At 62.8% G+C, this 22179-nt stretch carries 19 protein-coding genes; 10 read left to right on the top strand and 9 right to left on the bottom strand.

What is annotated here, in order from left to right:
* Positions 1–189: 189 nt before the first annotated feature.
* The 7 genes from AC3B5Q_RS01645 to bioB all read right to left on the bottom strand — a co-directional run bounded on the left by AC3B5Q_RS01645 (position 190) and on the right by bioB (position 7207).
* On the bottom strand, positions 190–1995 hold the full coding sequence (locus AC3B5Q_RS01645; RefSeq protein WP_010951720.1) for a phenylacyl-CoA dehydrogenase: 1806 nt from the start codon (positions 1993–1995) through the stop codon (positions 190–192).
* A 287-nt stretch (positions 1996–2282) separates the two neighbouring features.
* Positions 2283–2579: a pyrroloquinoline quinone biosynthesis protein PqqE gene (locus AC3B5Q_RS01640; RefSeq protein ID WP_103443372.1), complete on the bottom strand. Its 297-nt coding sequence runs from the start codon at positions 2577–2579 to the stop codon at positions 2283–2285.
* Positions 2580–2748: 169 nt separating this feature from the next.
* A complete protein-coding gene (gene bioD, locus AC3B5Q_RS01635; RefSeq protein ID WP_003255605.1) occupies positions 2749–3429 on the bottom strand; it encodes a dethiobiotin synthase in 681 nt (226 codons plus the stop codon).
* A gap of 10 nt (positions 3430–3439) precedes the next feature.
* On the bottom strand, positions 3440–4258 hold the full coding sequence (bioC, locus tag AC3B5Q_RS01630) for a malonyl-ACP O-methyltransferase BioC (RefSeq protein WP_021782687.1): 819 nt from the start codon (positions 4256–4258) through the stop codon (positions 3440–3442).
* Positions 4251–4982, bottom strand: a complete 732-nt coding sequence (locus AC3B5Q_RS01625) for an alpha/beta fold hydrolase (RefSeq protein ID WP_021782686.1) — start codon at positions 4980–4982, stop codon at positions 4251–4253. Before AC3B5Q_RS01625 ends, bioC begins: the two co-directional genes overlap by 8 nt.
* Positions 4975–6147: an 8-amino-7-oxononanoate synthase gene (gene bioF, locus AC3B5Q_RS01620; RefSeq protein ID WP_021782685.1), complete on the bottom strand. Its 1173-nt coding sequence runs from the start codon at positions 6145–6147 to the stop codon at positions 4975–4977. The genes AC3B5Q_RS01625 and bioF overlap by 8 nt, the downstream gene beginning before the upstream one ends.
* A 1-nt stretch (position 6148) precedes the next feature.
* A complete protein-coding gene (gene bioB, locus AC3B5Q_RS01615; RefSeq protein WP_274147281.1) occupies positions 6149–7207 on the bottom strand; it encodes a biotin synthase BioB in 1059 nt (352 codons plus the stop codon).
* Between the two features lie 89 nt (positions 7208–7296).
* Between bioB and AC3B5Q_RS01610 the strand changes: the two genes are divergently transcribed.
* The 4 genes from AC3B5Q_RS01610 to rarD all read left to right on the top strand — a co-directional run bounded on the left by AC3B5Q_RS01610 (position 7297) and on the right by rarD (position 10870).
* Positions 7297–8028 (top strand): ComFC family protein, encoded by a 732-nt coding sequence (locus tag AC3B5Q_RS01610; RefSeq protein ID WP_488392803.1) that lies wholly within the window; start codon positions 7297–7299, stop codon positions 8026–8028.
* Positions 8029–8077: 49 nt separating this feature from the next.
* On the top strand, positions 8078–8842 hold the full coding sequence (gene modE, locus AC3B5Q_RS01605) for a molybdenum-dependent transcriptional regulator ModE (RefSeq protein ID WP_028697300.1): 765 nt from the start codon (positions 8078–8080) through the stop codon (positions 8840–8842).
* Positions 8843–8943: 101 nt separating this feature from the next.
* A complete protein-coding gene (gene srkA, locus AC3B5Q_RS01600; RefSeq protein ID WP_021782682.1) occupies positions 8944–9918 on the top strand; it encodes an SrkA family protein kinase in 975 nt (324 codons plus the stop codon).
* A gap of 64 nt (positions 9919–9982) precedes the next feature.
* Positions 9983–10870, top strand: a complete 888-nt coding sequence (rarD, locus tag AC3B5Q_RS01595; protein WP_053870463.1) for an EamA family transporter RarD — start codon at positions 9983–9985, stop codon at positions 10868–10870.
* A gap of 224 nt (positions 10871–11094) precedes the next feature.
* Here the strand turns inward: rarD and AC3B5Q_RS01590 are convergent, their stop codons facing one another.
* Positions 11095–11613, bottom strand: coding sequence for a glycine cleavage system transcriptional repressor (locus AC3B5Q_RS01590; RefSeq protein WP_021782680.1), 519 nt, complete (start codon positions 11611–11613; stop codon positions 11095–11097).
* A gap of 440 nt (positions 11614–12053) precedes the next feature.
* Here AC3B5Q_RS01590 and AC3B5Q_RS01585 point away from each other — a divergent pair, with 440 nt between their 5' ends.
* Positions 12054–14231, top strand: coding sequence for a malate synthase G (locus AC3B5Q_RS01585; protein ID WP_053870464.1), 2178 nt, complete (start codon positions 12054–12056; stop codon positions 14229–14231).
* Positions 14232–14276: 45 nt separating this feature from the next.
* On the opposite strand, the gene AC3B5Q_RS01580 is transcribed toward AC3B5Q_RS01585, so the two are convergent.
* On the bottom strand, positions 14277–14822 hold the full coding sequence (locus tag AC3B5Q_RS01580; RefSeq protein ID WP_021782678.1) for a response regulator: 546 nt from the start codon (positions 14820–14822) through the stop codon (positions 14277–14279).
* 116 nt (positions 14823–14938) lie between these two features.
* Here AC3B5Q_RS01580 and AC3B5Q_RS01575 point away from each other — a divergent pair, with 116 nt between their 5' ends.
* The 5 genes from AC3B5Q_RS01575 (at position 14939) to AC3B5Q_RS01555 (ending at position 22124) form a co-directional block, all read left to right on the top strand.
* Positions 14939–16876: a putative nucleotidyltransferase substrate binding domain-containing protein gene (locus AC3B5Q_RS01575; RefSeq protein WP_488392802.1), complete on the top strand. Its 1938-nt coding sequence runs from the start codon at positions 14939–14941 to the stop codon at positions 16874–16876.
* A complete protein-coding gene (locus AC3B5Q_RS01570) occupies positions 16873–17583 on the top strand; it encodes a 3'-5' exonuclease (RefSeq protein WP_021782676.1) in 711 nt (236 codons plus the stop codon). The genes AC3B5Q_RS01575 and AC3B5Q_RS01570 overlap by 4 nt, the downstream gene beginning before the upstream one ends.
* A 385-nt stretch (positions 17584–17968) precedes the next feature.
* Positions 17969–18487, top strand: a complete 519-nt coding sequence (locus AC3B5Q_RS01565; protein WP_010951704.1) for an RNA polymerase sigma factor — start codon at positions 17969–17971, stop codon at positions 18485–18487.
* On the top strand, positions 18484–19440 hold the full coding sequence (locus AC3B5Q_RS01560) for a FecR domain-containing protein (RefSeq protein WP_021782675.1): 957 nt from the start codon (positions 18484–18486) through the stop codon (positions 19438–19440). Before AC3B5Q_RS01565 ends, AC3B5Q_RS01560 begins: the two co-directional genes overlap by 4 nt.
* A gap of 251 nt (positions 19441–19691) precedes the next feature.
* Positions 19692–22124: a TonB-dependent siderophore receptor gene (locus AC3B5Q_RS01555; protein WP_021782674.1), complete on the top strand. Its 2433-nt coding sequence runs from the start codon at positions 19692–19694 to the stop codon at positions 22122–22124.
* The last annotated feature ends 55 nt before the right edge of the window (positions 22125–22179 follow it).

The following is a 22179-nucleotide window of genomic DNA, read 5'->3' as shown; positions in this document are numbered from 1 at the left end:
GGGTAATCTCCAACCCGGCAGATCAATAATGGCATTGTGCCCTCACTTCATCGGCAGTGCACTGGAACAGTTGAATTTGCGGTTGGATTTACCAGCTTCCGGTCTCCTGCAAGGGGCCGCGCTGAACCCGAAGACGTAAAAAACCCGCCTACCGGTCAGGGCAGGCGGGTTTTGAGTACAGCGCCAGTATCAGTACGACAGGCCGAAGTGCTCTTCGTCCATCGCCATCAGGTTGTTGGCACCCGACAACATGGTCGCCACATGGGTACGGGTACGCGGCAGAATACGCTGGAAGTAGAAGCGGGCAGTCTGCAACTTGGCGGTATAGAACGCCTCTTCGCTGGTGCCAGCTGCCAGTTTCTCAGCGGCCAGGCGGGCGATGTCGGCCCAGAAGTAGGCCAAGCAAGCATAGCCGGAGTACATCAGGTAATCGACCGAAGCCGCACCCACTTCTTCACGGTCCTTCATGGCAGCCATGCCCACTTTCATGGTCAGCTCGCCCCACTCCTTGTTGATGGCCGCCAGCGGTTCGACGAACTCCTTGACCGCTTCGTTACCTTCCTGCGCCTGGCAGAACTTATGCACGATCTTGGTGAAGCCCTTCAGTGCTTCGCCCTGAGTCATAAGCACTTTACGACCGAGCAAGTCGAGGGCCTGAATTCCGGTAGTGCCTTCGTACAGCATGGAGATGCGGCTGTCGCGCACGTTCTGCTCCATGCCCCATTCGGCGATGAAGCCATGGCCACCGTAGATCTGCACGCCGTGGTTGGCGGCTTCGAAACCGACTTCGGTCATGAATGCCTTGGCGATCGGGGTCAGGAACGCCAGCAGGGCATCGGCCTTCTTGCGCTCTTCTTCGTCCTGGCTGTACTTGACGATGTCCACCTGCTTGGCGGTGAAGTACACCATCGCGCGGTTGCCTTCGGCGAAGGCCTTCATGGTCAGCAGCATGCGACGCACGTCTGGGTGGACGATGATCGGGTCGGCAGCCTTGTCCGGCGCTTTCGGGCCGGTCAGGGAACGCATTTGCAGGCGCTCACGGGCGTACTTCAGGCCACCCTGGAACGCCACTTCGGCGTGGGCCAGGCCTTGCAGTGCGGTCCCCAGGCGCGCAGTGTTCATGAAGGTGAACATGCAGTTCAGGCCTTTGTTGGCCGGGCCGATCAGGTAGCCGGTGGCAGCATCGAAGTTCATGACGCAGGTAGCGTTACCGTGGATGCCCATCTTGTGTTCGATCGAGCCGCAGCTAACGCCGTTGCGCTCACCCACGCCACCCTCGGCGTTGGGCAGGAACTTCGGCACGATAAACAGCGAAATACCCTTGGTACCGGCCGGTGCGTCCGGCAGGCGGGCCAGAACGATATGGACGATGTTGTCGGCCATGTCGTGTTCGCCGGCCGAAATGAAGATTTTGGTGCCCGACACCTTGTAGCTGCCGTCGGCCTGTGGCTCGGCCTTGGTGCGCAGCATGCCCAGGTCGGTACCGCAGTGCGGTTCGGTCAGGCACATGGTACCGGTCCACTCGCCGGACACCAGCTTGGTCAGGTAGGTGTGCTGCTGCTCGGCAGTGCCATGCGCAGAAATAGTGTTCATCGCGCCATGCGACAGGCCTGGGTACATGCCCCACGACCAGTTCGAACCACCGACCATTTCGCTCAGGGCCAGGCCCAGCGACTCTGGCAGGCCTTGGCCGCCGTGCTCGACGTCATGTGCCAGGCTAGGCCAGCCGCCTTCGACGAACTGCTGGTAGGCTTCCTTGAAGCCGGTTGGGGTTTTCACCCCCGATTCGCTCCAGGTGCAGCCTTCCTGGTCACCCACGCGGTTCAGCGGCGACAACACCTGCTCACAGAACTTCGCGCCTTCTTCAAGAATCGCGTCGACCATGTCGGGCGTGGCGTCCTGGCAACCCGGCAGGCTCTGATAGTGCGCCTCATAGCCAAGCAGCTCGTCGCGAACGAAGCGGATATCACGCAAGGGGGCTTTGTAGTCAGGCATTGCGATGAACCTCTAGGTGAGTTCTGTGGGGTGACCCGCGCTTGGCGGAAGCCGATCAAACAGTTGTTTGAAACTTACGTTTAGCTCAGCTTTCTGTCAAGGATGGACTATGGTGCCATTTCCGCCACGAAAAATGGCAAATACGCCAACGCTCGGCAAAACACCTGTAGGAGCGGGCTCGCCCGCGAATGCTTCCAACCAAACCAAACTGTTGTCTGATCGGACGCATTCGCGGGCAAGCCCGCTCCTACAAGGGCATGCGCTGAAATAGGGGATGACGCAAGTGTTCAGGCGTAGGTGTCGATGAACCGGCCAAGCATTTCGTCGGATGCCTTAGCGACCTTTGCGCCGAGTTCGACTTCGGTCTTGCCCACCGCCTGTTGCACGACACTGGTGGCCATGTCCATCTGCTGGCTGCGGTCGACCGCGCGCAGGCGTTCGGCCTGAAAATCGCTGGACTGGCTAGTGGCGGTGCGTTCGGCAGTGGTGTTGGCGATCTGGCTGGCGGCTTGATCGACGCGGTTCTGCCCGGTCTGGATTGCGCTCAGGCCCGCGTAGTAGGCGGAGCTACCGGTGATTTCCATGTCAGGACTCCATTGACGCTGGATGACGAACAGCCCCAATTAAAGCAGGCTGGGCGCGAAAAGGCCCGTTTAAATCCCTAATGGCTCAATGCCAGTTGATAGGCCTTGGGTATTCCTGCACTGGCCTCTTCGCGGGCAACCCCCGCAAGGAGGCCGGGCCGGCAACATACTAATCCAGCAAATCCAGCTGCAGATGCTCAGCCACCATGTCGGCACTGGCCTGCTTGAGCTTGGGCACCCGCCCCAGACATGGCGCCGGCAAGCGCTCTGCAAGGCTGGCCAGGTTCTCTTCCAGGCGCGAGGTACGCGGCTCGATGATGTTTGCCACCCAACCCGCCAACTGCAGCCCATCACGCTCGATCGCCTCGGCACTAAGCAAGGCATGGCTGATGCAACCCAAGCGCACGCCTACCACCAGAATCACCGGCAACCGCAGGGCAACGGCAAGGTCGGACAGGTTCTCCAGGCCCGACAGCGGTACGCGCCAGCCACCGGCTCCCTCAATCAGGGTGAAGTCGGCATTTTGTTGCAGCACATTGCGCATCGCCGCGAGCAGTTCTGGCACGGCCAGCGTCACCCCTGCCTCGCGCGCCGCCACATGCGGGGCAATAGCAGGCTCGAAGGCAAACGGATTGACCTGCTCATAGGGCAGCTTGACCGTGCTTTCGTCGATCAGCGCCAGGGCATCACTATTGCGCAAGCCTTTCGGCGTCATCGTACAGCCCGAGGCAACCGGCTTGGCACCCAGCGTGCTCATGCCCTGCAAACGTGCCGCATGCAACAGGCCGGCGGCAATGGTGGTCTTGCCGACATCGGTATCGGTACCAGCAATGAAAAAGGCCTGGCTCATCGTGCTCCCCTTACGCCTGTGGTTTGCGCAACACACCATAGACCACTTGATAGGTGGCTGGCAGCCCTGCGGGCTGGCGAAATGCCTCATAGGCCTGCAGCAGGCCCTGCATTCGCGCCCGGCCGGTGAGACCGGAAGGTCGCCCAGGGTTCAGATTGTGCGCCCCCAACGCCTTCAGTTCGTGGGTCAGGCTGCGCACATCCGGGTAGTGCAGCACATGCGGGCACCGCTCCAGCTCAAGCTGTTCAAAACCGCTGGCTGCGCACAGGCGCTGATAGTCCTCGAAACGGCGGAAGCGGTTTACATGCACCAGACCATCCACCGCCTGCCAGCTGGCGCGCAGTTCGTCGAGGGTGCCCACGCACAGGCTGCTGAAGGCCAGTACACCGCCTGGGCGCAGCACCCGCTGCGCCTCGGCCAGCACACTGGCGAACTGATCGCACCACTGCACCGCCAGGCTGGAAAACACCAGGTCGACGCTGCCATCGCGCAGCGGCAAACGCTCGGCGTCGCCAACCACGTGATACTGCGCCCCGCCCTTCACATGACGGGCGTGCAGCAACATGCCTTCGGCAATATCCACCGCCACGCCACAGGCCTGGGTGAAACGCTCGGCCAGCATGCGGCTGAAATGGCCGGTGCCGCTGCCCAGGTCCAGCCAGTGTGACGGCTGCAGGCCTGCCGGTAACTGCTCCAGTAGGCTCAGACCTACAGCGCGCTGAAGGGCCGCCACGCTGTCGTAGCTGGCCGCGGCGCGGGAGAACGAGGCCGCCACCTGGCGCTTGTCGGGCAATGCGCCGGGCAGGGTCGGACGGGAAAGGTCAGTCATCGCCACTCTCATGCAGGAAACTCTTGATGCCCGCCGCCAGCTCCTGCGGGTACTCCAGCAGGAACGCGTGGGAACTGTCTTCGACCAGGCCCACTTCCACATCGGGCAACAGCTCGCTCAAGGCCTTTGCCGCCTCTGCCGGCACTAGCGCATCGCTGCCGGCAAACAGGTGCAGCTGCGGGCCTCCATAGGCTTGCAAAGCTTCGCGGGTGTCCAGCTTGGCCAGCACTTCAAGGCCAGTGGCCAGGTACAACGGGTCGGTATCCGGCACGCCGACACCCAGTTGGCGCAACAGGGTACGCGGCTGCAGGGCGCCGTCGCTGCACAAGGTACGGAAGCGCTTGAGGGTGACCTGGGTATGGCTGCGGCAGCCGTCGAGGAAGGTGCCGAAGGTGTCTTCGGCCATGCCGTGCGGCCAGTCTGGCCGGGCCAGGAAGCTGGGGTTGCTGGCCAAGGTCAGCAGCCCGCAGCAGTGGTCGCCACGCTTGTGCGCCAGCGCGCTGGCCAACATGCCACCCAGTGACCAGCCACCCAGCCAGGCATTGCTGGGCAGCTTGCGGTCCAGATGGTCGATCCAGGCCTGCACATCGCTGTGGGGCAGTTCTGGCAGGGGCATCAGCTCTACCTGCAGGCGGGCGTCCTGGGCCCGCAGGCTAGCGGCCAGCGGCTCCAGCGCAGCAGTTCCCAAGCCCCAGCCAGGCAACAGAACAAGTCGATTACGCATCGGCGTTCTCCAACTGTGGATAACACTCGGCCAATGCATTCAACAATAGCTGCACCTGCGCCTCGCTGTGCGCGGCGCTCAAGGTCACCCGCAGGCGTGCGCTGCCAGCCGGCACGGTGGGTGGGCGGATGGCCGTCACCAGCAAGCCGCGCTCACGCAGCAGGCGTGACAGACGCAACGCCTTCGCACTGTCGCCGATCACGATAGGCTGGATTGGCGTCGGGCTGTCCATCAACTGCAGCCCCATCTGCTGCGCGCCTTTTCTGAACTGGCGAATCAAGGCTGCCAGATGCTCACGACGCCAGGTTTCACGGCGCAGCAGCTCCAGGCTCTTGAGTGTGGCGCAGGCCAGCGCCGGTGGCTGGCTGGTGGTGTAGATGTAGGGGCGGGCGAACTGCACCAGCGCCTCGATCAGCTCTTCGCTGCCAGCAACAAAGGCGCCCGCAGTGCCGCAAGCCTTGCCCAGCGTGCCGATCAGCACCGGTACGTCATCTACGCCCAGGCCAAAGTGTTCGACGATACCGCCGCCCTGTGCGCCCAAGGTACCCAGGCCATGGGCATCGTCAACCATCAACCATGCGCCGCGGGCACGGGCGACATCGGCCAGCGCCGGCAGGTCGGCCAGGTCACCGTCCATGCTGAACACGCCATCGGTCACCACCAGGGTATTGCCGACCGCCTTGTCCAGGCGGCTGGCCAGGCTGGCCGGGTCGTTGTGCAGGTAGCGGTTGAAGCGGGCACCACTGAGCAGCCCGCCATCCAGCAGCGACGCATGGTTCAGGCGGTCTTGCAGCACCGTGTCGCCCTGCCCCACCAGCGCGGTGATGGCGCCCAGATTGGCCATGTAGCCGGTGGAGAACAACAGCGCGCGCGGGCGCCCGGTGAGTTCAGCCAGTGCCTCTTCAACCTGATGGTGCGGTGCGCTGTGGCCAACCACCAGGTGCGAGGCACCACCCCCCACCCCCCAGCGCTCGGCGCCGGCCTGCCAGGCGGCGATCACTTCGGGGTGGTTGGCCAGGCCCAGGTAGTCATTGCTGCAGAAGGCCAGCAACCGCTGGCCGTCGACCACCACTTCCGGCCCCTGCGGGCTTTCCAGCAACGGCCGCTGCCGATACAGGTCTGCTGCGCGCCGTTCGGCCAGGCGCACAGCCAGATCGAAAGCCATGTCAGGCTGTCGCGGCGTCGTAGAACATCTCGCTGCTGCGCTGCTCGATCAGCGCTTGCTCGATGGCTGCCTGATGCACTTCGTCAGCGTGCTCTTCACGCGCTTCGGGCTTGATACCCAGGCGTGCGAACAGCTGCATGTCCTTGTCGGCCTGGGGGTTGGCGGTGGTCAGCAGTTTTTCGCCGTAGAAGATCGAGTTGGCGCCCGCCATGAAGGCCAGGGCCTGCATCTGCTCGTTCATCTGCTCGCGGCCGGCGGACAGGCGCACGTGAGACTTGGGCATGAGGATACGGGCCACGGCCAGCATACGGATAAAGTCGAACGGGTCGACGTCCTCTTCCTCAGCCAGCGGCGTGCCGGCTACCTTGACCAGCATGTTGATCGGCACCGACTCCGGGTGCTCCGGCAGGTTGGCCAACTGGATCAGCAGGCCGGCACGGTCGTCCAGCGACTCACCCATGCCCAGAATGCCACCAGAGCAGATTTTCATCCCGGCATCGCGCACGTAGGCCAGGGTCTGCAGGCGCTCGCTGTAGGTACGCGTGGTGATGATGCTGCCGTAGAACTCCGGGGAGGTGTCGAGGTTGTGGTTGTAGTAGTCCAGGCCAGCCTGGGCCAGGGCTTTGGTCTGCTCCTGGTCGAGCTTGCCAAGGGTCATGCAGGTTTCCAGGCCCATGGCCTTGACGCCTTTGACCATCTCCAGCACGTAGGGCATGTCTTTGGCCGACGGGTGCTTCCACGCCGCCCCCATGCAGAAACGGGTAGAACCGATGGCTTTGGCGCGGGCAGCTTCTTCCAGCACCTTCTGCACTTCCATCAGCTTCTGTTTTTCCAGCCCGGTGTTGTAGTGGCCGGACTGCGGACAATATTTGCAATCTTCCGGGCAGGCACCGGTCTTGATCGACAGCAAGGTCGAAACCTGCACGCGGTTGGGGTCGAAATGCGCGCGGTGCACGGTCTGCGCCTGGAACAGCAAGTCATTGAACGGTTGCTGGAACAGCGCCTTGACCTCGGCCAGGGACCAGTCGTGACGTGTTGTTGCAGTTGTGCTGGCGCTCATCGGCGTTTCCTTGTTTAGGCTGTAGCTGGCGCCGGGACAGGAAAGCCCGCCAGCGCATCACGGATAGCTCGCATAGTCATGGAAGGCCTATGAACTGTCAACTGTACTGGAAGCGACTGGTTTACAAGTGCTCACTTATTGAGCAGCAGTGTTTGTTATGCGATGAGCCTGCCGAGCAGCACTACCCGCTGTGCATCACCTGCGAACAGGCGCTGCCCTGGCTGGGTGATCAGTGCCGGCATTGCGCCCTGCCCTTGCCCATGGCCGGCCTGACCTGCGCCGTTTGCGGCCGCGGCTTGCCGGCCTTCGATCAGGTCATTGCCCTGTGGCAGTTCGGCTTTCCGGTGGACACGTTGATCAGCCGCTTCAAGCACAATAGCCAATGGCCTTTGGGGCGCCTGATGGCTGAGCTACTCGGGCAAGGGCTGCTGTATCGCTACGCCGAAGGGCTGCCCCGCCCTGACCTGCTGTTGCCTGTGCCTTTGGCCAGGCGTCGACTGCGCGAGCGGGGGTTCAACCAGGCAGGGATGCTTGGGCGGTGGTTGTCGTCGCACGTCGGGGTAACATGCAACGAGCGTTTGCTGGTGCGAACACGCGAAACACCGGCACAGCAACATCTGGGCGCCAAGGCACGACGGCGCAATTTGCGCCAGGCATTTGCGGTAACGGGCGAGCTGGAAGGCAAGCATGTCGCCATCGTCGATGATGTGTTGACCACCGGTGCTACTGCGCAGGCTATTGCCCTGACACTGCGCAAGGCAGGTGCACGGCGGGTGGATGTGTATTGCCTGGCACGTACGCCAAAACCGGGGTATGTATGACCTGGCGCGACCTGCCCATTTGCAAAGCACCCTTGTATACGGAATACCCATGTCCCTACCCCCCCTTTTCACCCAGCACATCGCCCGCCGCCCACAGCGCATCGCGCTGCTGCAGCACATTGCCGAACAAGGCTCGATCACCCGCGCCGCCAAGGCAGCGGGTATCAGCTACAAGGCGGCCTGGGATGCCATTGACGAGCTCAACAATCTGGCCAGCCAGCCCTTGGTCAAGCGCAGCACCGGTGGCCGTGGCGGCGGCGGTGCGCACTTGTCGCCGGAAGGCGAGCGGGTGCTGCGCCTGTACCAACGGCTGCAGGCCCTGCAGGCACAAATCCTCGAAGCCGCCGAAGAATCCGGCGACCTCGACCTGCTCGGGCGCCTGATGCTGCGCACCAGTGCGCGCAACCAGTTGCAGGGCCAGGTCAGCGGCCTGCGCCCAGAAGGCCGGTATGACCGCGTCAGCCTGGCATTGAGCGGCGGGCTGGAGATCGATGCGCTGATCACCCACGACAGCACTGCGCGGCTGGAGCTGACAGCCGGAACGATGGTGGTGGCGCTGCTAAAGGCCGGGTGGGTGCGGTTGCTGGCGCAAGAGGAAGAAGCCGAGGAGGGCAGCAACTGTTTGAGCGCGACGGTGGAAGAAGTGCTGGCCGAGGAGGACGGCCCCAGCGAGGTCAGGCTGGCGCTGGGTAATGGGCAGACGTTGTGTGCCATTGCAGAGGCGCAGTGGTTGGCTGGGCAGCAGGTGGCGGCCGGCAGTTCGGTGCGGGTGCAGTTCCATCCGTCCTATGTGCTGATCGGGATACCGGCTTAGCCTCGCCACGCGGTGGGCGGATTGCGGGCATGCCTGTGAAGAAGCCGGCACAGGCATAACGCGCTACCATGGCCCCACGCCGCTTACCCTCCGGAGCCACCATGTCCCACCCCTTCGACACCCTCACCCCCGACCTGGTCCTGGACGCAGTGGAAAGCCTGGGCTTTCTTAGTGATGCGCGGGTGCTGGCGCTGAACAGCTACGAAAACCGCGTGTACCAGGTGGGAATCGAAGACGCGCAGCCGCTGATTGCCAAGTTCTACCGCCCAGGCCGCTGGAGCGATGCAGCCATCCTTGAAGAACACGCCTTCACGGCCGAGCTCGCCGACTGCGAAGTCCCGGTGGTTGCGCCCATGCAGCACGATGACCGCACCTTGTTCGAGCACCAGGGCTTCCGCTTCACGCTGTTCCCCCGTCGCGGCGGCCACGCCCCCGAGCCTGGCAACCTCGACCAGTTGTATCGCCTGGGCCAACTGCTCGGTCGCATGCATGCCGTGGGCGCCAGCAAACCGTTCAAGCACCGCGAGGCACTGGCTGTGGACAACTTTGGCCACGCCTCACTGAATACCTTGCTGGAAGGTAATTTTGTCCCGCGTGAACTGTTGCCGGCGTTCGAGTCCGTGGCACGCGACCTGCTCAAGCGGGTGGAGGACATCTACGCTCGCACACCACACCAGCTCATCCGCCTGCACGGCGACCTGCACCCCGGCAACCTGATGCACCGTGACGAGGTGTACCACGTGGTGGACCTCGACGATTGCCGCATGGGCCCAGCGGTGCAAGACCTGTGGATGATGTTGGCCGGCAACCGCGAGGAGCGCCTGGGGCAACTGGCCGAGCTGATCGACGGCTACAACGAGTTCCACGACTTCGACCCGCGCGAGCTGGCCCTGATCGAGCCCCTGCGCGCCCTGCGCCAGCTGCACTATAGCGCCTGGCTGGCAAGGCGCTGGGACGACCCGGCGTTCCCGCCCAGCTTCCCTTGGTTCGGCCAGCCACGCTACTGGGGCGACCAGATTCTCGCCTTGCGCGAACAAATGGCTGCGCTGGATGAAGCACCGCTGAAATTGTTCTAGAAGCGCGCCCACCTCTGTCTACAATAGGCGTCGCTTTATTTAGCAACCTAAGCAAGGATTCTGCATGCACGCCGCAAACCCGCGCCGCGGGTACATACTGGGCTTGAGCGCCTACATCATCTGGGGCCTTTTCCCCATCTACTTCAAGGCAATCCAGAGCGTCCCGGCGGTGGAGATCATTGTCCACCGGGTGCTCTGGTCAGCACTGTTCGGCTCGCTACTGCTCCTGGTGTGGAAACACCCCGGCTGGTGGCGCGAACTGCGCAACAACCCGCGCCGGCTGGGCATCCTGGCACTGAGCGGGGCACTGATCGCCGGTAACTGGCTGACCTACGTGTGGTCGGTAAACAACGGTCGTATGCTCGAGGCCAGCCTGGGCTATTACATCAACCCGCTGATCAACGTACTGCTGGGCATGCTCATTCTTGGTGAGCGCCTGCGCCGCCTGCAATGGCTGGCGGTGGGCATGGCCGCCGTGGGTGTGGCGCAGCAGGTGTGGCAAGTGGGCAGCCTGCCATGGGTATCACTGGTGCTGGCGTTGAGCTTCGGCTTCTATGGGCTGATCCGTAAGCAGGCGCCGGTAGCAGCACTGCCGGGCCTGGTGGTGGAGACCTGGATGCTGGTACCGCTGGCCCTTGGCTGGCTGCTGCTGCACCCGTCAGCGATGAGTGCCCAGGGCGCGTTCTATACCAGCAGCGAGGCGCTGTGGCTGATGGCGGCGGGGCCGGTAACGCTGGTGCCGCTGGTATGCTTCAACGCCGCCGCGCGGCACCTGCCGTACACCACGCTGGGCTTCCTGCAGTACCTGGCACCGACTTTGGTGCTGTTGCAGGCCGTACTGCTGTTCGATGAGCATTTGTCGTCGAGCACCTTGGTGGCCTTCATGTTCATCTGGGCAGGTTTGGCGATTTACAGCGTGGATGCATGGCTGAGCTTGCGCAAACGTAGCTGATCAGAAAACGATCAAAACTCTGCAGGCCATGTAGCTACTGGCCTGCAGAAACATCTCCATAGGTTATCCACACCCTCGTCCCCGTGCTTTGTGCACAAGCTGCTGATAATTGGGTGTTTTTTGAACAAAGCTCTGCAGGGCACGTGATGCCTGGGCTGGAGAGGTACGCCCCCAGGTTATCCACAGGGCCTTCCCCGTGATATCGGGATAACCTCCGGCCAGGATCAATCCTCCGGCCGCAACTGCAACTCCACCATCAAATCATCCGCCAGACTCTCCAGCTTCTGCTGCAATTCATCCAGCGAAAGGGCCAGCGGCAACGCCAGCAACGCATCGGCATGAAACAACGGCTCACTGCTCATTGGCGCGGGCCGCACTTCGGTAGTGAACCGCTCCAGATTCACCCCAAGGTCCGCCAACAAGCGGGTAATGTCCCGTACGATCCCCGGCCGGTCGTTACCCACCAGCTCCATGGCAATCGGCTTCCAAGTGCAAGAAGGCTCGATCCCGCTCTCGGCAATCAGCACGCGAATGTCATACCTGGCCAGCCCCTGCAGCGAGGCCACAAGCTCGGCGTAATTCTCTGCCGGCACCGCCACCCGCAGAATGCCAGCAAACTGCCCGGCCATACGCGACATGCGGCTTTCAAGCCAGTTACCACTGTGGTCGGCGATGCACTGGGCAATACGTTCGACCTGGCCGGCCTTGTCAGGGGCAATTACAGTCAGTACAAGATGATCCACAAGCCCTTCCTCGTGTCGGACCGCGCCGGGCGGCAGAAAATCGGGGGATCGAATCAGTATAGGCAAGGCGCGGCAACCTGCCGCAGGGCAATCTGCACGGCTAATCGTGTACTGTTTCAAGATTTATCTGGAACAATCCACCTGTTTTTTGCGAACATACCCACTCCCAGCGTGACCATACGCGACCATCGGGTCGCATAACGGCGCTTTTAGTCTGATTTTGCCCCGCCTACTGCTTCATGTAGTATCCCGTGGCGCGGACTACAAAACGTCGTTTGGATGTCTGCCAAGGCGCCTGTGAAAATACGCACACTGTCTGCCAGCCTGTCTGGCCGGCCGCACCCAGCCGCCCCGAAGGGGCATGCACTGGTGCCGTGTTTAGAGAAGCGCTACAGGCTTAATACAGAAGAGCGAAATAGCTGAGCAGAGTGAGGCAAGCAATGACTGGATACGTTCAAGTCGGTGGCCTTCAGGTCGCCAAGGTCCTGTACGACTTCGTGAACAACGAAGCCATCCCCGGGACCGGCATCGTCGCCGAGCAGTTCTGGGCGGGTGCAGAGAAGATCATCAATGACCTCGCTCCAAAGAACAAAGCCCTGCTCGCCAAGCGCGACGAGCTGCAAGCCAAGATCGACGCCTGGCACCAGGCACGCAAAGGCCAGGCCCACGACGCCGCAGCCTACAAAGCATTCCTCCAGGAAATCGGCTACCTGCTGCCACAAGCCGACGATTTCCAGGCCACCACCCAGAACGTGGACGAAGAAATCGCCCACATGGCCGGCCCGCAACTGGTCGTGCCGGTGATGAACGCCCGCTTCGCCCTGAACGCCGCCAACGCTCGCTGGGGTTCGCTGTACGACGCCCTGTACGGCACCGACGCCATCAGCGATGAAGGCGGCGCCGAAAAAGGCCAGGGTTACAACAAGGTGCGCGGCGACAAGGTCATCGCCTTCGCCCGCGCCTTCCTCGACGAAGCCGCGCCACTGGCCGCCGGCTCGCACGTTGACTCCACGGGCTACCGTATCGAAGGCGGCAAGCTGGTTGTTGCCCTGAAAGGCGGCAGCAACACTGGCCTGCGCGACGATGCGCAACTTATCGGCTTCCACGGCGACGCCGCTGCACCCACTGCCGTGCTGCTCAAGCACAACGGCCTGCACTTCGAAATCCAGGTCGATGCCAGCACCCCGGTCGGCAGCACCGACGCCGCTGGTGTCAAAGACATCCTGATGGAGTCGGCACTGACCACCATCATGGACTGCGAAGACTCGGTTGCAGCCGTAGACGCTGACGACAAGGTCATCGTCTACCGCAACTGGCTGGGCCTGATGAAAGGCGACCTGGCCGAAAGCGTGAGCAAGGGTGGCAAAACCTTCACCCGCACCATGAACCCGGACCGTGAGTACGCGGCGCCTAACGGCGGCAGCGTGACCCTGCACGGTCGTTCGTTGCTGTTCGTGCGCAACGTTGGCCACCTGATGACCAACCCGGCGATCCTCGATGCCCAAGGTAACGAAATCCCCGAAGGTATCCAGGACGGGCTGTTCACCAACCTGATCGCCCTGCACAACCTCAAAGGCAACACCACCCGCAAGAATACCCGCAGCGGCAGCGTGTACATCGTCAAGCCGAAGATGCACGGCCCCGAGGAAGTGGCCTTCGCCGCAGAGATCTTCAGCCAGGTCGAAGACTTGCTGGGCATGCCGCGCAACACCGTCAAGGTCGGCATCATGGACGAGGAGCGCCGTACCACGGTCAACCTCAAGTCCTGCATCAAGGCAGCCGCCGAGCGCGTGGCGTTCATCAACACCGGTTTCCTTGACCGCACTGGCGATGAAATCCACACCTCGATGGAAGCCGGCGCCGTGGTGCGCAAAGGTGCCATGAAGAACGAGAAGTGGATCGGCGCCTACGAAAACAACAACGTTGACGTTGGCCTGGCCACCGGCCTGCAAGGCCGGGCGCAGATCGGCAAAGGCATGTGGGCCATGCCTGACCTGATGGCAGCCATGCTCGAACAGAAGATCGCCCACCCGCTGGCCGGTGCCAACACCGCCTGGGTGCCGTCGCCAACTGCCGCCACCCTGCACGCCCTGCACTACCACAAGGTGGACGTACAGGCGCGCCAGCGTGAACTGGCTTCACGTACCCCGGCGTCGGTGGACGACATTCTGGCCATTCCGCTGGCTGCGGACACCAACTGGTCGGCCGAAGAGATCCGCAACGAGCTGGACAACAACGCCCAGGGCATCCTCGGCTACGTGGTGCGCTGGATCGACCAGGGCGTGGGTTGCTCGAAGGTGCCGGACATCAACAACGTCGGCCTGATGGAAGACCGTGCCACCCTGCGCATCTCCGCCCAGCTGCTGGCCAACTGGCTGCGCCACGGCGTGGTCAGCCAGGAACAAGTGCTGGAAAGCCTCAAGCGCATGGCCGTGGTGGTCGATCAGCAGAACGCTGGCGACGCCCTGTACCGTCCGATGGCGCCGAACTTCGACGACAACGTGGCGTTCCAGGCGGCAGTAGAGCTGGTGGTGGAAGGTGGCAAGCAGCCGAACGGTTATACCGAGCCGGTACTGCACCGCCGTCGCCGCGAGTTCAAGGCACGTAACGGGTTGTAAGTAACATCTGCGCCAAGGGGGCCGTTTTGCGGCCCCCACTGCGCATCAATCCATTTTCAATTCTCTCTTCACCAGCTCCAACAGCTTGCCCAAATCCACCGGCTTGAGCAGGAAATCCACCACGCCCAGGTGCATCACATCCACTGCTTCTTCCACATCGGTGTCGCCCGACACCACAATGATCGACAACGCCGCCCGCTCCGACGCGCGAATTGTCCTGATCAAGTCCAGCCCACTTTCAGGCTGCATGCGCAAATCGGTAATCATCAACCCGATACGTTTCTGGTAGTGCAGGTACAACCTGGCTTCCTCGGCCCCATCCGCCCCCACCGCATCGATGCCCCGGCTTTTCAGGTACAGGATCAGCGCCTCCCGGTTAACCGCGTTGTCATCCACCACAAGCACCAACGGCCTGGCAGCCACAGGCGCACTCTGGTTTATCACGGCCAAGGCCTCGCGCTCGGCGTCGCTCAGGATGTCGGTGTGCTCGGGCATGCTTGTCTCGTCAAAATAATTCCGCTTCAGCATTAGGACCGCAGTACTTGCGTAACCCGTTTCTCCTTTCGTCGGGTCTCTGACAGGGGCGCTCATAGACTTACGTCCAATGGGCACCACCTCGCCGCAAGCCGACCATGGAGGCAGATAACAACATGGCCGGTACCTATATATAGATATATATAGTTCGGCATAGCGATACGGTCAGTTTCATGAGTAAAAAGGACGCCTACAGCCAGGCGGGCAAGACGGCAGTACTGCAAAACATTCAGGGCACATTGCAGTTCCTGCAGCGCTTTCCGCCGTTCAACCAGATGGAGCACAGCCACCTGGCCTTCTTGGTCGAGCAGTGCCAGCTGCGCTTCTACGCCTGCGGTGAAAGCATCGTCAAACCTGCTGACGGGCCGGTCGAGCACTTCTACATCGTCAAGCAGGGCCGCGTGGTTGGCGAGCGCCAGCATCTGGCCAAACCGGGTGTCGAGACCACGTTCGAGATCACCAGCGGCGAGTGCTTCCCGCTGGCAGCCCTGCTGGGTGAGCGGGCAACCCGCACCGAGCACCTGGCCGGTGAAGACACCTTCTGCCTGCAACTGAACAAGGCCGCATTCATCCGCGTGTTCTCGATGTCTGAAGTGTTTCGGGATTTTGCCCTGCGCGGTGTCAGCAGCCTGCTTGATCAGGTCAATCAGCAAGTACGCCAGCGCGCAGTGGAAACCCTCGGCACCCAGTACTCGCTGAACACCCCCCTGGGTGAACTGGCCATGCGTCACCCGGTGGTGTGCAGCGCCGATACGCCCCTGCGCGAAGCCGTGCGGCTGATGCACGAGCAGCAGGTGGGCAGCATCGTGGTGGTCGACCCGCAACGCTACCCCATCGGTATTTTCACCTTGCGCGACCTGCGCCAGGTGGTGGCAGCAACAGATGCCGACCTCGGCGCCGCCATCGACCGGCACATGACAGCCAAACCGTTCTACCTCCCACCCCAGGCCAGTGCCTTCGATGCCGCCATGGCCATGACCGAGCGGCATATTGCCCATGTATGCCTGGTAGAAAACGGACGCCTGTGCGGAGTGGTTTCCGAGCGCGACCTGTTCTCACTGCAACGGGTCGATCTGGTTCACCTGGCGCGCACCATACGCCATGCGCCACGCCTGGATACGCTGGTCTCGCTGCGCGGTGAAATCAGCCAGCTTGTAGAACGCATGCTGGCCCATGGCGCATCGTCGACCCAGATCACCCAGATCATTACCTTGCTCAACGACCATACCGTGTGCCGGGTCATCGAACTGGCCCTGGCCGAACGTGGCGACCCGGGCGTGCCGTTCAGCTGGCTGTGCTTTGGCAGCGAGGGGCGACGCGAGCAGACCCTGCACACCGACCAGGACAACGGCATCCTCTTCGAAGCGGTCGAAAGCGCCGAGGCCGACGCCATCCGCGCTCGCCTGTTGCCGCTGGCGCAGTACATCAACCAGTGCCTGGCCCAGTGCGGCTTCACCCTGTGCACGGGTAACGTCATGGCCGGCAACCCCGAACTGTGCCTGTCGCGCAGCGAGTGGGCGCGGCGCTTTGCCGGGTTTGTTCGCGAAGCCAGCCCGGAGAACCTGCTGGGTTCGAGCATCTACTTCGACCTGCGGGTGGTGTGGGGTGACGAGCAAGGTTGCGAGCAACTGCGCCAAGGCCTGCTGGCACAGGTAGCCGACAACCGCATCTTCCAGCGCATGATGGCTGACAACGCCCTGCGCCAACGCCCTCCGGTGGGCCGGTTGCGCGAGTTCGTGCTGACACGCCAGGGCAACGACAAGGCGGCGACCCTCGATCTCAAGGTCCAGGGGCTGACGCCCTTCGTCGATGGTGCCCGTTTGCTGGCCCTGGCCAATGGCATAGGTGCCTGCAATACCTTGGAGCGCCTGCGCCAACTGGTGGCCAAGGGCGTGATCGAACCATTGGACGGCGCCGCCTATGAAGAGGCCTACCACTTCATCCAGCAAACCCGCATGCAGCAGCACCAGCGCCAGATACGCGACAACCTGCCCTATTCCAACCGGGTCGACCCGGACAGCCTCAACCACCTTGACCGCCGCATCCTGCGCGAGTCCCTGCGCCAGGCCCAACGCTTGCAAAGCAGCCTGGCCTTGCGGTACCAGTTGTGAGCCTGTTTACCTGGCTGCGCCCCAGCGCGCCCGAACTGGACCACACCACACGCCAGCGCCTGGCCCGATTGCCCAAGCCCGTGCCGCTGGGGGTATGTACCCTGCGCGAGCAGCGCTGGGTGGTGCTGGACCTGGAGACCAGCGGGCTCAACCCCAACCGTGATCAGGTGCTGTCGATCGGGGCGGTGGCCATCGAAGACGGTGCCATCGACTTTGCCCAGCAGTTCGAACGCACGCTGCACCGGCCTTTGCAGAAGACCAACGCCAGCGTACTGATCCACGGCTTGGGCCCTAGCGCCCTGGCTGCCGGTTGCGACCCGGCCGAGGCCCTGCTGGATTTGCTCGATTTCATTGGCGACAGCCCGGTGCTGGCGTTTCACGCGCCATTCGACCAGCGCATGCTGGCGCGTGCGCTGAAGGAGAGCCTGGGTTACCGCTTGCAGTCGCCGTTCCTCGATATTGCCGAACTGGCGCCGATGCTCAACCCCGACACAGTGCTGCGCGAGGCCGGGCTGGATGACTGGGTAGCGCGGTTTGGCTTGCAGGTTGAAGAGCGCCACCACGCCAGCGCCGATGCCCAGGTGACCGCAGAACTGGCGCTGATCCTGTTCAGCCAGGCCAGACGCCAGCAGTTGGACAGCCCGCTGCAGCTGGAGCAACGGTTGCGCGGGTGGCGACGGCGCAAGATGCAGAATCACGGTTTGTAGAGGCGGGATGTGCAGCGCCGGTGAGATCCAGCGCCGCCCGCGCGGCGCGCATCGCGAGCTGCGCTCGCTCCTACGTTTGTTTCGGGCCAGTAACGCCTGTGCCAGGCGCGCGCGACCGCCTTGTTCGTACGACGCGATATCGAGCCATGCGCCAAAGCGTTCGCGTGCATATCCCACAGGAATGATTGGCCCGAAACAAACGTAGGAGCGAGCGCAGCTCGCGATGCGCGCCGCGCGGGCGGCGCTGGATCTCACTGGCGCCACACAACTCAAACCAAGCCCCATGATGGCAATCCGATAAGCGTCCATTGCACCACCCTCTCCCCTCTGCCACAATCGCGAATAATTATCGTTAGTTAATGCATTCGTTCCGGGGGGACGCTGCTTGTCTTCTGCACAGAGCCCACACGCCGATCTGGTCGGTGCGCTGTACCGCGACCACCGCGGCTGGCTGCTCGCCTGGCTGCAACGCAGCATGGCCTGCCGCCAACGTGCTGAAGACCTGAGCCAGGACACCTTCGTGCGCCTGCTCGGTCGTGAGCAACTGGACACACCCCGCGAACCCCGCGCGTTTCTGGCCGCCGTGGCCAAAGGGCTGATGTTCGACCACTTCCGCCGCGCCGCGCTGGAACAAGCCTACCTGGCCGAGCTGGCATTGATCCCTGAAGCCGAACAGCCCTCGCCAGAAATGCAGCACCTGATCCTTGAAGATCTCAAAGCCATCGACCGCCTGCTCGGCAAGCTGTCGAGCAAGGCTCGCGCGGCGTTTCTGCACAGCCGTCTGGACGGCATGGGCCATGCCGAGATTGCCGAGCGCCTTGGTGTTTCGGTATCACGGGTGCGCCAGTACATCGCCCAAGGCATGCGCCAGTGCTACGTAGCCCTGTACGGGGAGCCGACGTGAGCAACGTCCCAGTTTCGTCTCGGGTTCTGGAAGCCGCGATTGCCTGGAAACTCAGCCTCGGCGACAGCAGCGGCACGCCTGATGAACGCAATGAATTCATGCGCTGGCATGCCGCCAGCGAAGAGCACGCGCGTGCCTGGCGCCAGCTCGGCGCCATGGAACAGCGCGTTAGCGCGGCGGCTGGCCCGGCACGCCAGGCGCTGCTGCAATCGCGCGCCAGCCTGCGGCGGCGCATTGGCAAGGTTGGCGGCGGGCTGGCCGGCACGTTTCTGCTCGGGGCGCTGCTGGCATGGGTCGGCGCGCCGTCACTGGCACCCAGCTACTGGCTGGCCGACCAGCGCACCGCCACGGGTGAATTGCGTACCTTGCGCCTGGAAGACGGCACACTGCTCAGCCTGAACACCCACACCGCCGTGGACATCGACTATGCCGGCGCACAACGGGTGATCGTGCTGCACCAGGGCGAAATCTCGGTCGAAACCGGCCACCAGGACCCACGCCCGCTGCTGGTCCGCACTGAAGACGGTCGCTTGCGGCCACTGGGCACGCGCTTCCTGGTGCGCCGCGAAGTCGGCGGTACGCGCCTGGAAGTGCTGCAAGCCTCGGTCGCCGCCATGCCGCATGACAGCGGCGACGAACAGGTGCTGCACGAAGGCCAGCAAGTGTTGATGAACGCCAACGGCCTCGGCCAGGTTGGCACGGTGCCCGCCGGTGCCGGTGCCTGGACCCGCGGCATGCTGGTGGTCGACAACGTACGCCTGGCCGACCTGCTCGCCACATTGGGCCAGTACCGTAGCGGCTACCTCGGGGTGGATGCCAAGGTCGCCGACCTGCGCGTGACCGGTAGCTTCCCGCTGACCAACACCGACCTGGCGCTCGCCTCGCTGGTGCCGGCGTTGCCGGTGAAGATCGAGCGGCATACCCAGTGGTGGGTGAACGTCACTTCCAAATAGGCCGGGCCTGCTGGCCAATCTCCACCAGCCGTTCACCGCTGCCGCCGCCACCGTATTCGCGGGTAAACCCGCTCCTGCGCGGTGGTGGACACACATCGGGGTGGTCGTAGGAGCGGGTTCACCCGCGAAGTGGGCGGTGCTGGCAAAACCTCTTTTAAATAATTCTCAATATTTTTCAGATTCACCCTGTCACTTTTCAGATCTCGCTCGGCAAGGAAGCAGCAAGCACTTACCCGTCGAGGAACCGCCGCATGTCCCGTGCCGTTGATCATATCCTGCGCCCCAGCCTGGTGGCCCTGGCCATCGGCCTGGCTGCCCCGCTGACCAGCCCTGCCTTGTTCGCCGCCGAGCAATCCACGTCGCGCGCCTACAATCTGCCAAGCGCGCCACTGGCCACCACTCTCAACCAGATCGCCAGCCAGGCCAGCATTGCCTTGGCCATCGACCCGGCACTGGTCAGCGGCCGTACCTCGGCCCCGGTCAGCGGCCAATACGACGGCCTGGGCGCCCTGCAAGCCGCCCTGAGCGGTACCGGCCTGCAGTTGCAGCAAAGCAGTGCGGGCAGCTACAGCCTGGTGGCCGTGCCGGATGGCACCCTGGCCTTGCCGGAAACCACAGTCAATGCCACCAGCGCCAGCGAAAGCGCCTGGGGCCCGGTTGAAGGCTACGTGGCTTCACGCACCGCTGCTGGCACCAAGACTGACACGGCACTTGTGGAAGTCCCCCGCTCCATCTCTGTCGCCACCCGCGAGCAAATGAAAGACCGCGGTGTACACAGCCTGGATGATGCAGTGCGTTACATGCCAGGTATCGTCTCCGCCAGCTTCGGCAGCGATACGCGCTATGACTGGATGCGCGTGCGCGGCTTCGAGCCAACGCAGTTCCTGGATGGGCTGCCGCTGCCACGCGGCGTGTATGCCAACCCGAAAGCCGAAACCTGGAACCTCGACCGCCTCGCCCTGCTGCGCGGCCCGGCCTCTTCGATCTACGGCCAGACCCCACCTGGTGGCCTGCTGGACATGGTCAGCCGCCGTCCGCAAGCCGAAAGCGCTCACGAAATCGAGCTTCAATACGGCAGCGACAACCATCGCCAGATCAACTTCGCCAGCACCGGCAAGATCGACGATGAAGGTCGCTTTCTCTATGGCGTCAGTGGCGTTATCCGTGACAGTGGCACCCAGATTGACCACATCGACAACAAGCGCTACAACATCGCCCCAAGCCTGACCTGGAACATTGACGAAGACACGACGCTGACCTTCCTCACCCAGTTCACCCGTGACGATACCGGTGCCACCAGCCAGTTCCGGCCCATCCAGGGCACCAAGATCGACATGCCATTCGGCAAGATCTCACACCACAAGAACCTGGGTGACCCGGATTACGAGTTCTACGACCGCACTTACTACGCGCTAGGTTACGCCTTCGAACATCGCATCAATGACGTCTGGCAGTTCCGCCAGAACCTGCGCTACACCAAGTCGGACCTGTCGTTCCAGACCATCACCCCTGGCAGTTACAACAAGAGCTCGCCGCCGGTGCAGGACGATGGCACTGTCAGCCGCATGTCCACCAACACTGATGAAGACATCAGCCAGTTTGCGGTGGACAACAACTTCCAGGCGGACTTCGCTACCGGGGACATCGACCACACGCTGTTGATCGGCCTGGACCACCAGCGCATCAACACCAACTACCTGTCGATCTTCGACTTCAACGTGCCGGACAGCAACGTCAACAACCCGGTCTACGGGCTGCCGATCACTCGCCCGGATCGCTCGACCGCGTTTTATGACTACAACCAGAAAACCCGTCAGACCGGCCTGTACGTGCAGGACCAGATGGCGCTTGGTAACTGGCGCCTGACCCTGGGCGGTCGTGAAGACTGGGTGCATACCGGCACCAAGTTCTTCAACCAGGGCGATGCCACCAATACCCAGCGGGACAAAAAGTTCAGCGGCAACGCAGCCATCAGCTACGTGTTCGACTCGGGCTTCGTGCCGTACCTGTCCTATGCCGAGTCTTTCCAGCCGTCCAGCAATGCCAGTGTGTCGGCCTCGGACTCATTCAAGCCCACCGAAGGCAAACAGTGGGAGCTGGGCGTGAAGTATCAGCCGCCGGGGTCCAACACCCTGTTGTCGGCGGCCGTGTACGACCTGACTCAGAAAAACGTCTCGGTCACCAACACAGTCGGTGGTGTGACCATCACCAGCCAGACCGGTGAAGTGAAAGTCCGCGGCCTTGAGCTGGAAGCGGTTTCCGATGTGACCGACAACCTGAAGGTGATTGCCGCCTACACCCTGGCCAAGTCCGAGGTGCAGGATGGCGATTTCAAAGGTAACCGCCTGCAACTGATGCCTAACCAGCAAGCGTCCATCTGGGGCGACTATACCTGGCACTCGGGCGTGCTCGACGGCTTCGGCATCGGCCTGGGCGCGCGTTATACCGGTAATACCTACGGTGACCAAGGCAATACCTACCTGGGCAAGGCCAAGGCCTACACCGTCTTCGACGGGTCGGTGCATTACGACCTCGGTCGCCTGAACGGCAGCCTGAAGGGCGCGTCGGTAGCGGTCACCGCCACCAACCTGCTGAACAAGGATTACCTCTCTACTTGTGACGCGTACTACTGCTACTACGGCGATGAGCGCAGCGTTGTCGCCAGCACCACTTACAAGTTCTGAGTGAGCTGGGGCCGCCTTGCGGCCCCGGGTTCCAACCGACAACAATCGGTACCGT

Source organism: Pseudomonas sp. D5(2026), from assembly GCF_057766845.1.
The sequence above is the reverse complement of the archived record's forward strand: the minus strand, read 5'-3'. Positions and strand labels throughout refer to the sequence as shown.

Bases quoted from the DNA above. Each gene is read 5' to 3' on its own strand.
- AC3B5Q_RS01575 (WP_488392802.1), top strand. From the start codon at position 14,939: ATGAGTAAAAAGGACGCCTACAGCCAGGCGGGCAAGACGGCAGTACTG.
- AC3B5Q_RS01645 (WP_010951720.1), bottom strand. From the start codon at position 1,995: ATGCCTGACTACAAAGCCCCCTTGCGTGATATCCGCTTCGTTCGCGAC.
- AC3B5Q_RS01580 (WP_021782678.1), bottom strand. From the start codon at position 14,822: ATGAGCGCCCCTGTCAGAGACCCGACGAAAGGAGAAACGGGTTACGCA.
- rarD (WP_053870463.1), top strand. From the start codon at position 9,983: ATGCACGCCGCAAACCCGCGCCGCGGGTACATACTGGGCTTGAGCGCC.
- modE (WP_028697300.1), top strand. From the start codon at position 8,078: ATGTCCCTACCCCCCCTTTTCACCCAGCACATCGCCCGCCGCCCACAG.
- AC3B5Q_RS01610 (WP_488392803.1), top strand. From the start codon at position 7,297: ATGAACTGTCAACTGTACTGGAAGCGACTGGTTTACAAGTGCTCACTT.
- AC3B5Q_RS01625 (WP_021782686.1), bottom strand. From the start codon at position 4,982: ATGCGTAATCGACTTGTTCTGTTGCCTGGCTGGGGCTTGGGAACTGCT.
- bioF (WP_021782685.1), bottom strand. From the start codon at position 6,147: ATGGCTTTCGATCTGGCTGTGCGCCTGGCCGAACGGCGCGCAGCAGAC.
- AC3B5Q_RS01555 (WP_021782674.1), top strand. From the start codon at position 19,692: ATGTCCCGTGCCGTTGATCATATCCTGCGCCCCAGCCTGGTGGCCCTG.
- AC3B5Q_RS01585 (WP_053870464.1), top strand. From the start codon at position 12,054: ATGACTGGATACGTTCAAGTCGGTGGCCTTCAGGTCGCCAAGGTCCTG.
- srkA (WP_021782682.1), top strand. From the start codon at position 8,944: ATGTCCCACCCCTTCGACACCCTCACCCCCGACCTGGTCCTGGACGCA.
- bioD (WP_003255605.1), bottom strand. From the start codon at position 3,429: ATGAGCCAGGCCTTTTTCATTGCTGGTACCGATACCGATGTCGGCAAG.
- bioB (WP_274147281.1), bottom strand. From the start codon at position 7,207: ATGAGCGCCAGCACAACTGCAACAACACGTCACGACTGGTCCCTGGCC.
- bioC (WP_021782687.1), bottom strand. From the start codon at position 4,258: ATGACTGACCTTTCCCGTCCGACCCTGCCCGGCGCATTGCCCGACAAG.
- AC3B5Q_RS01640 (WP_103443372.1), bottom strand. From the start codon at position 2,579: ATGGAAATCACCGGTAGCTCCGCCTACTACGCGGGCCTGAGCGCAATC.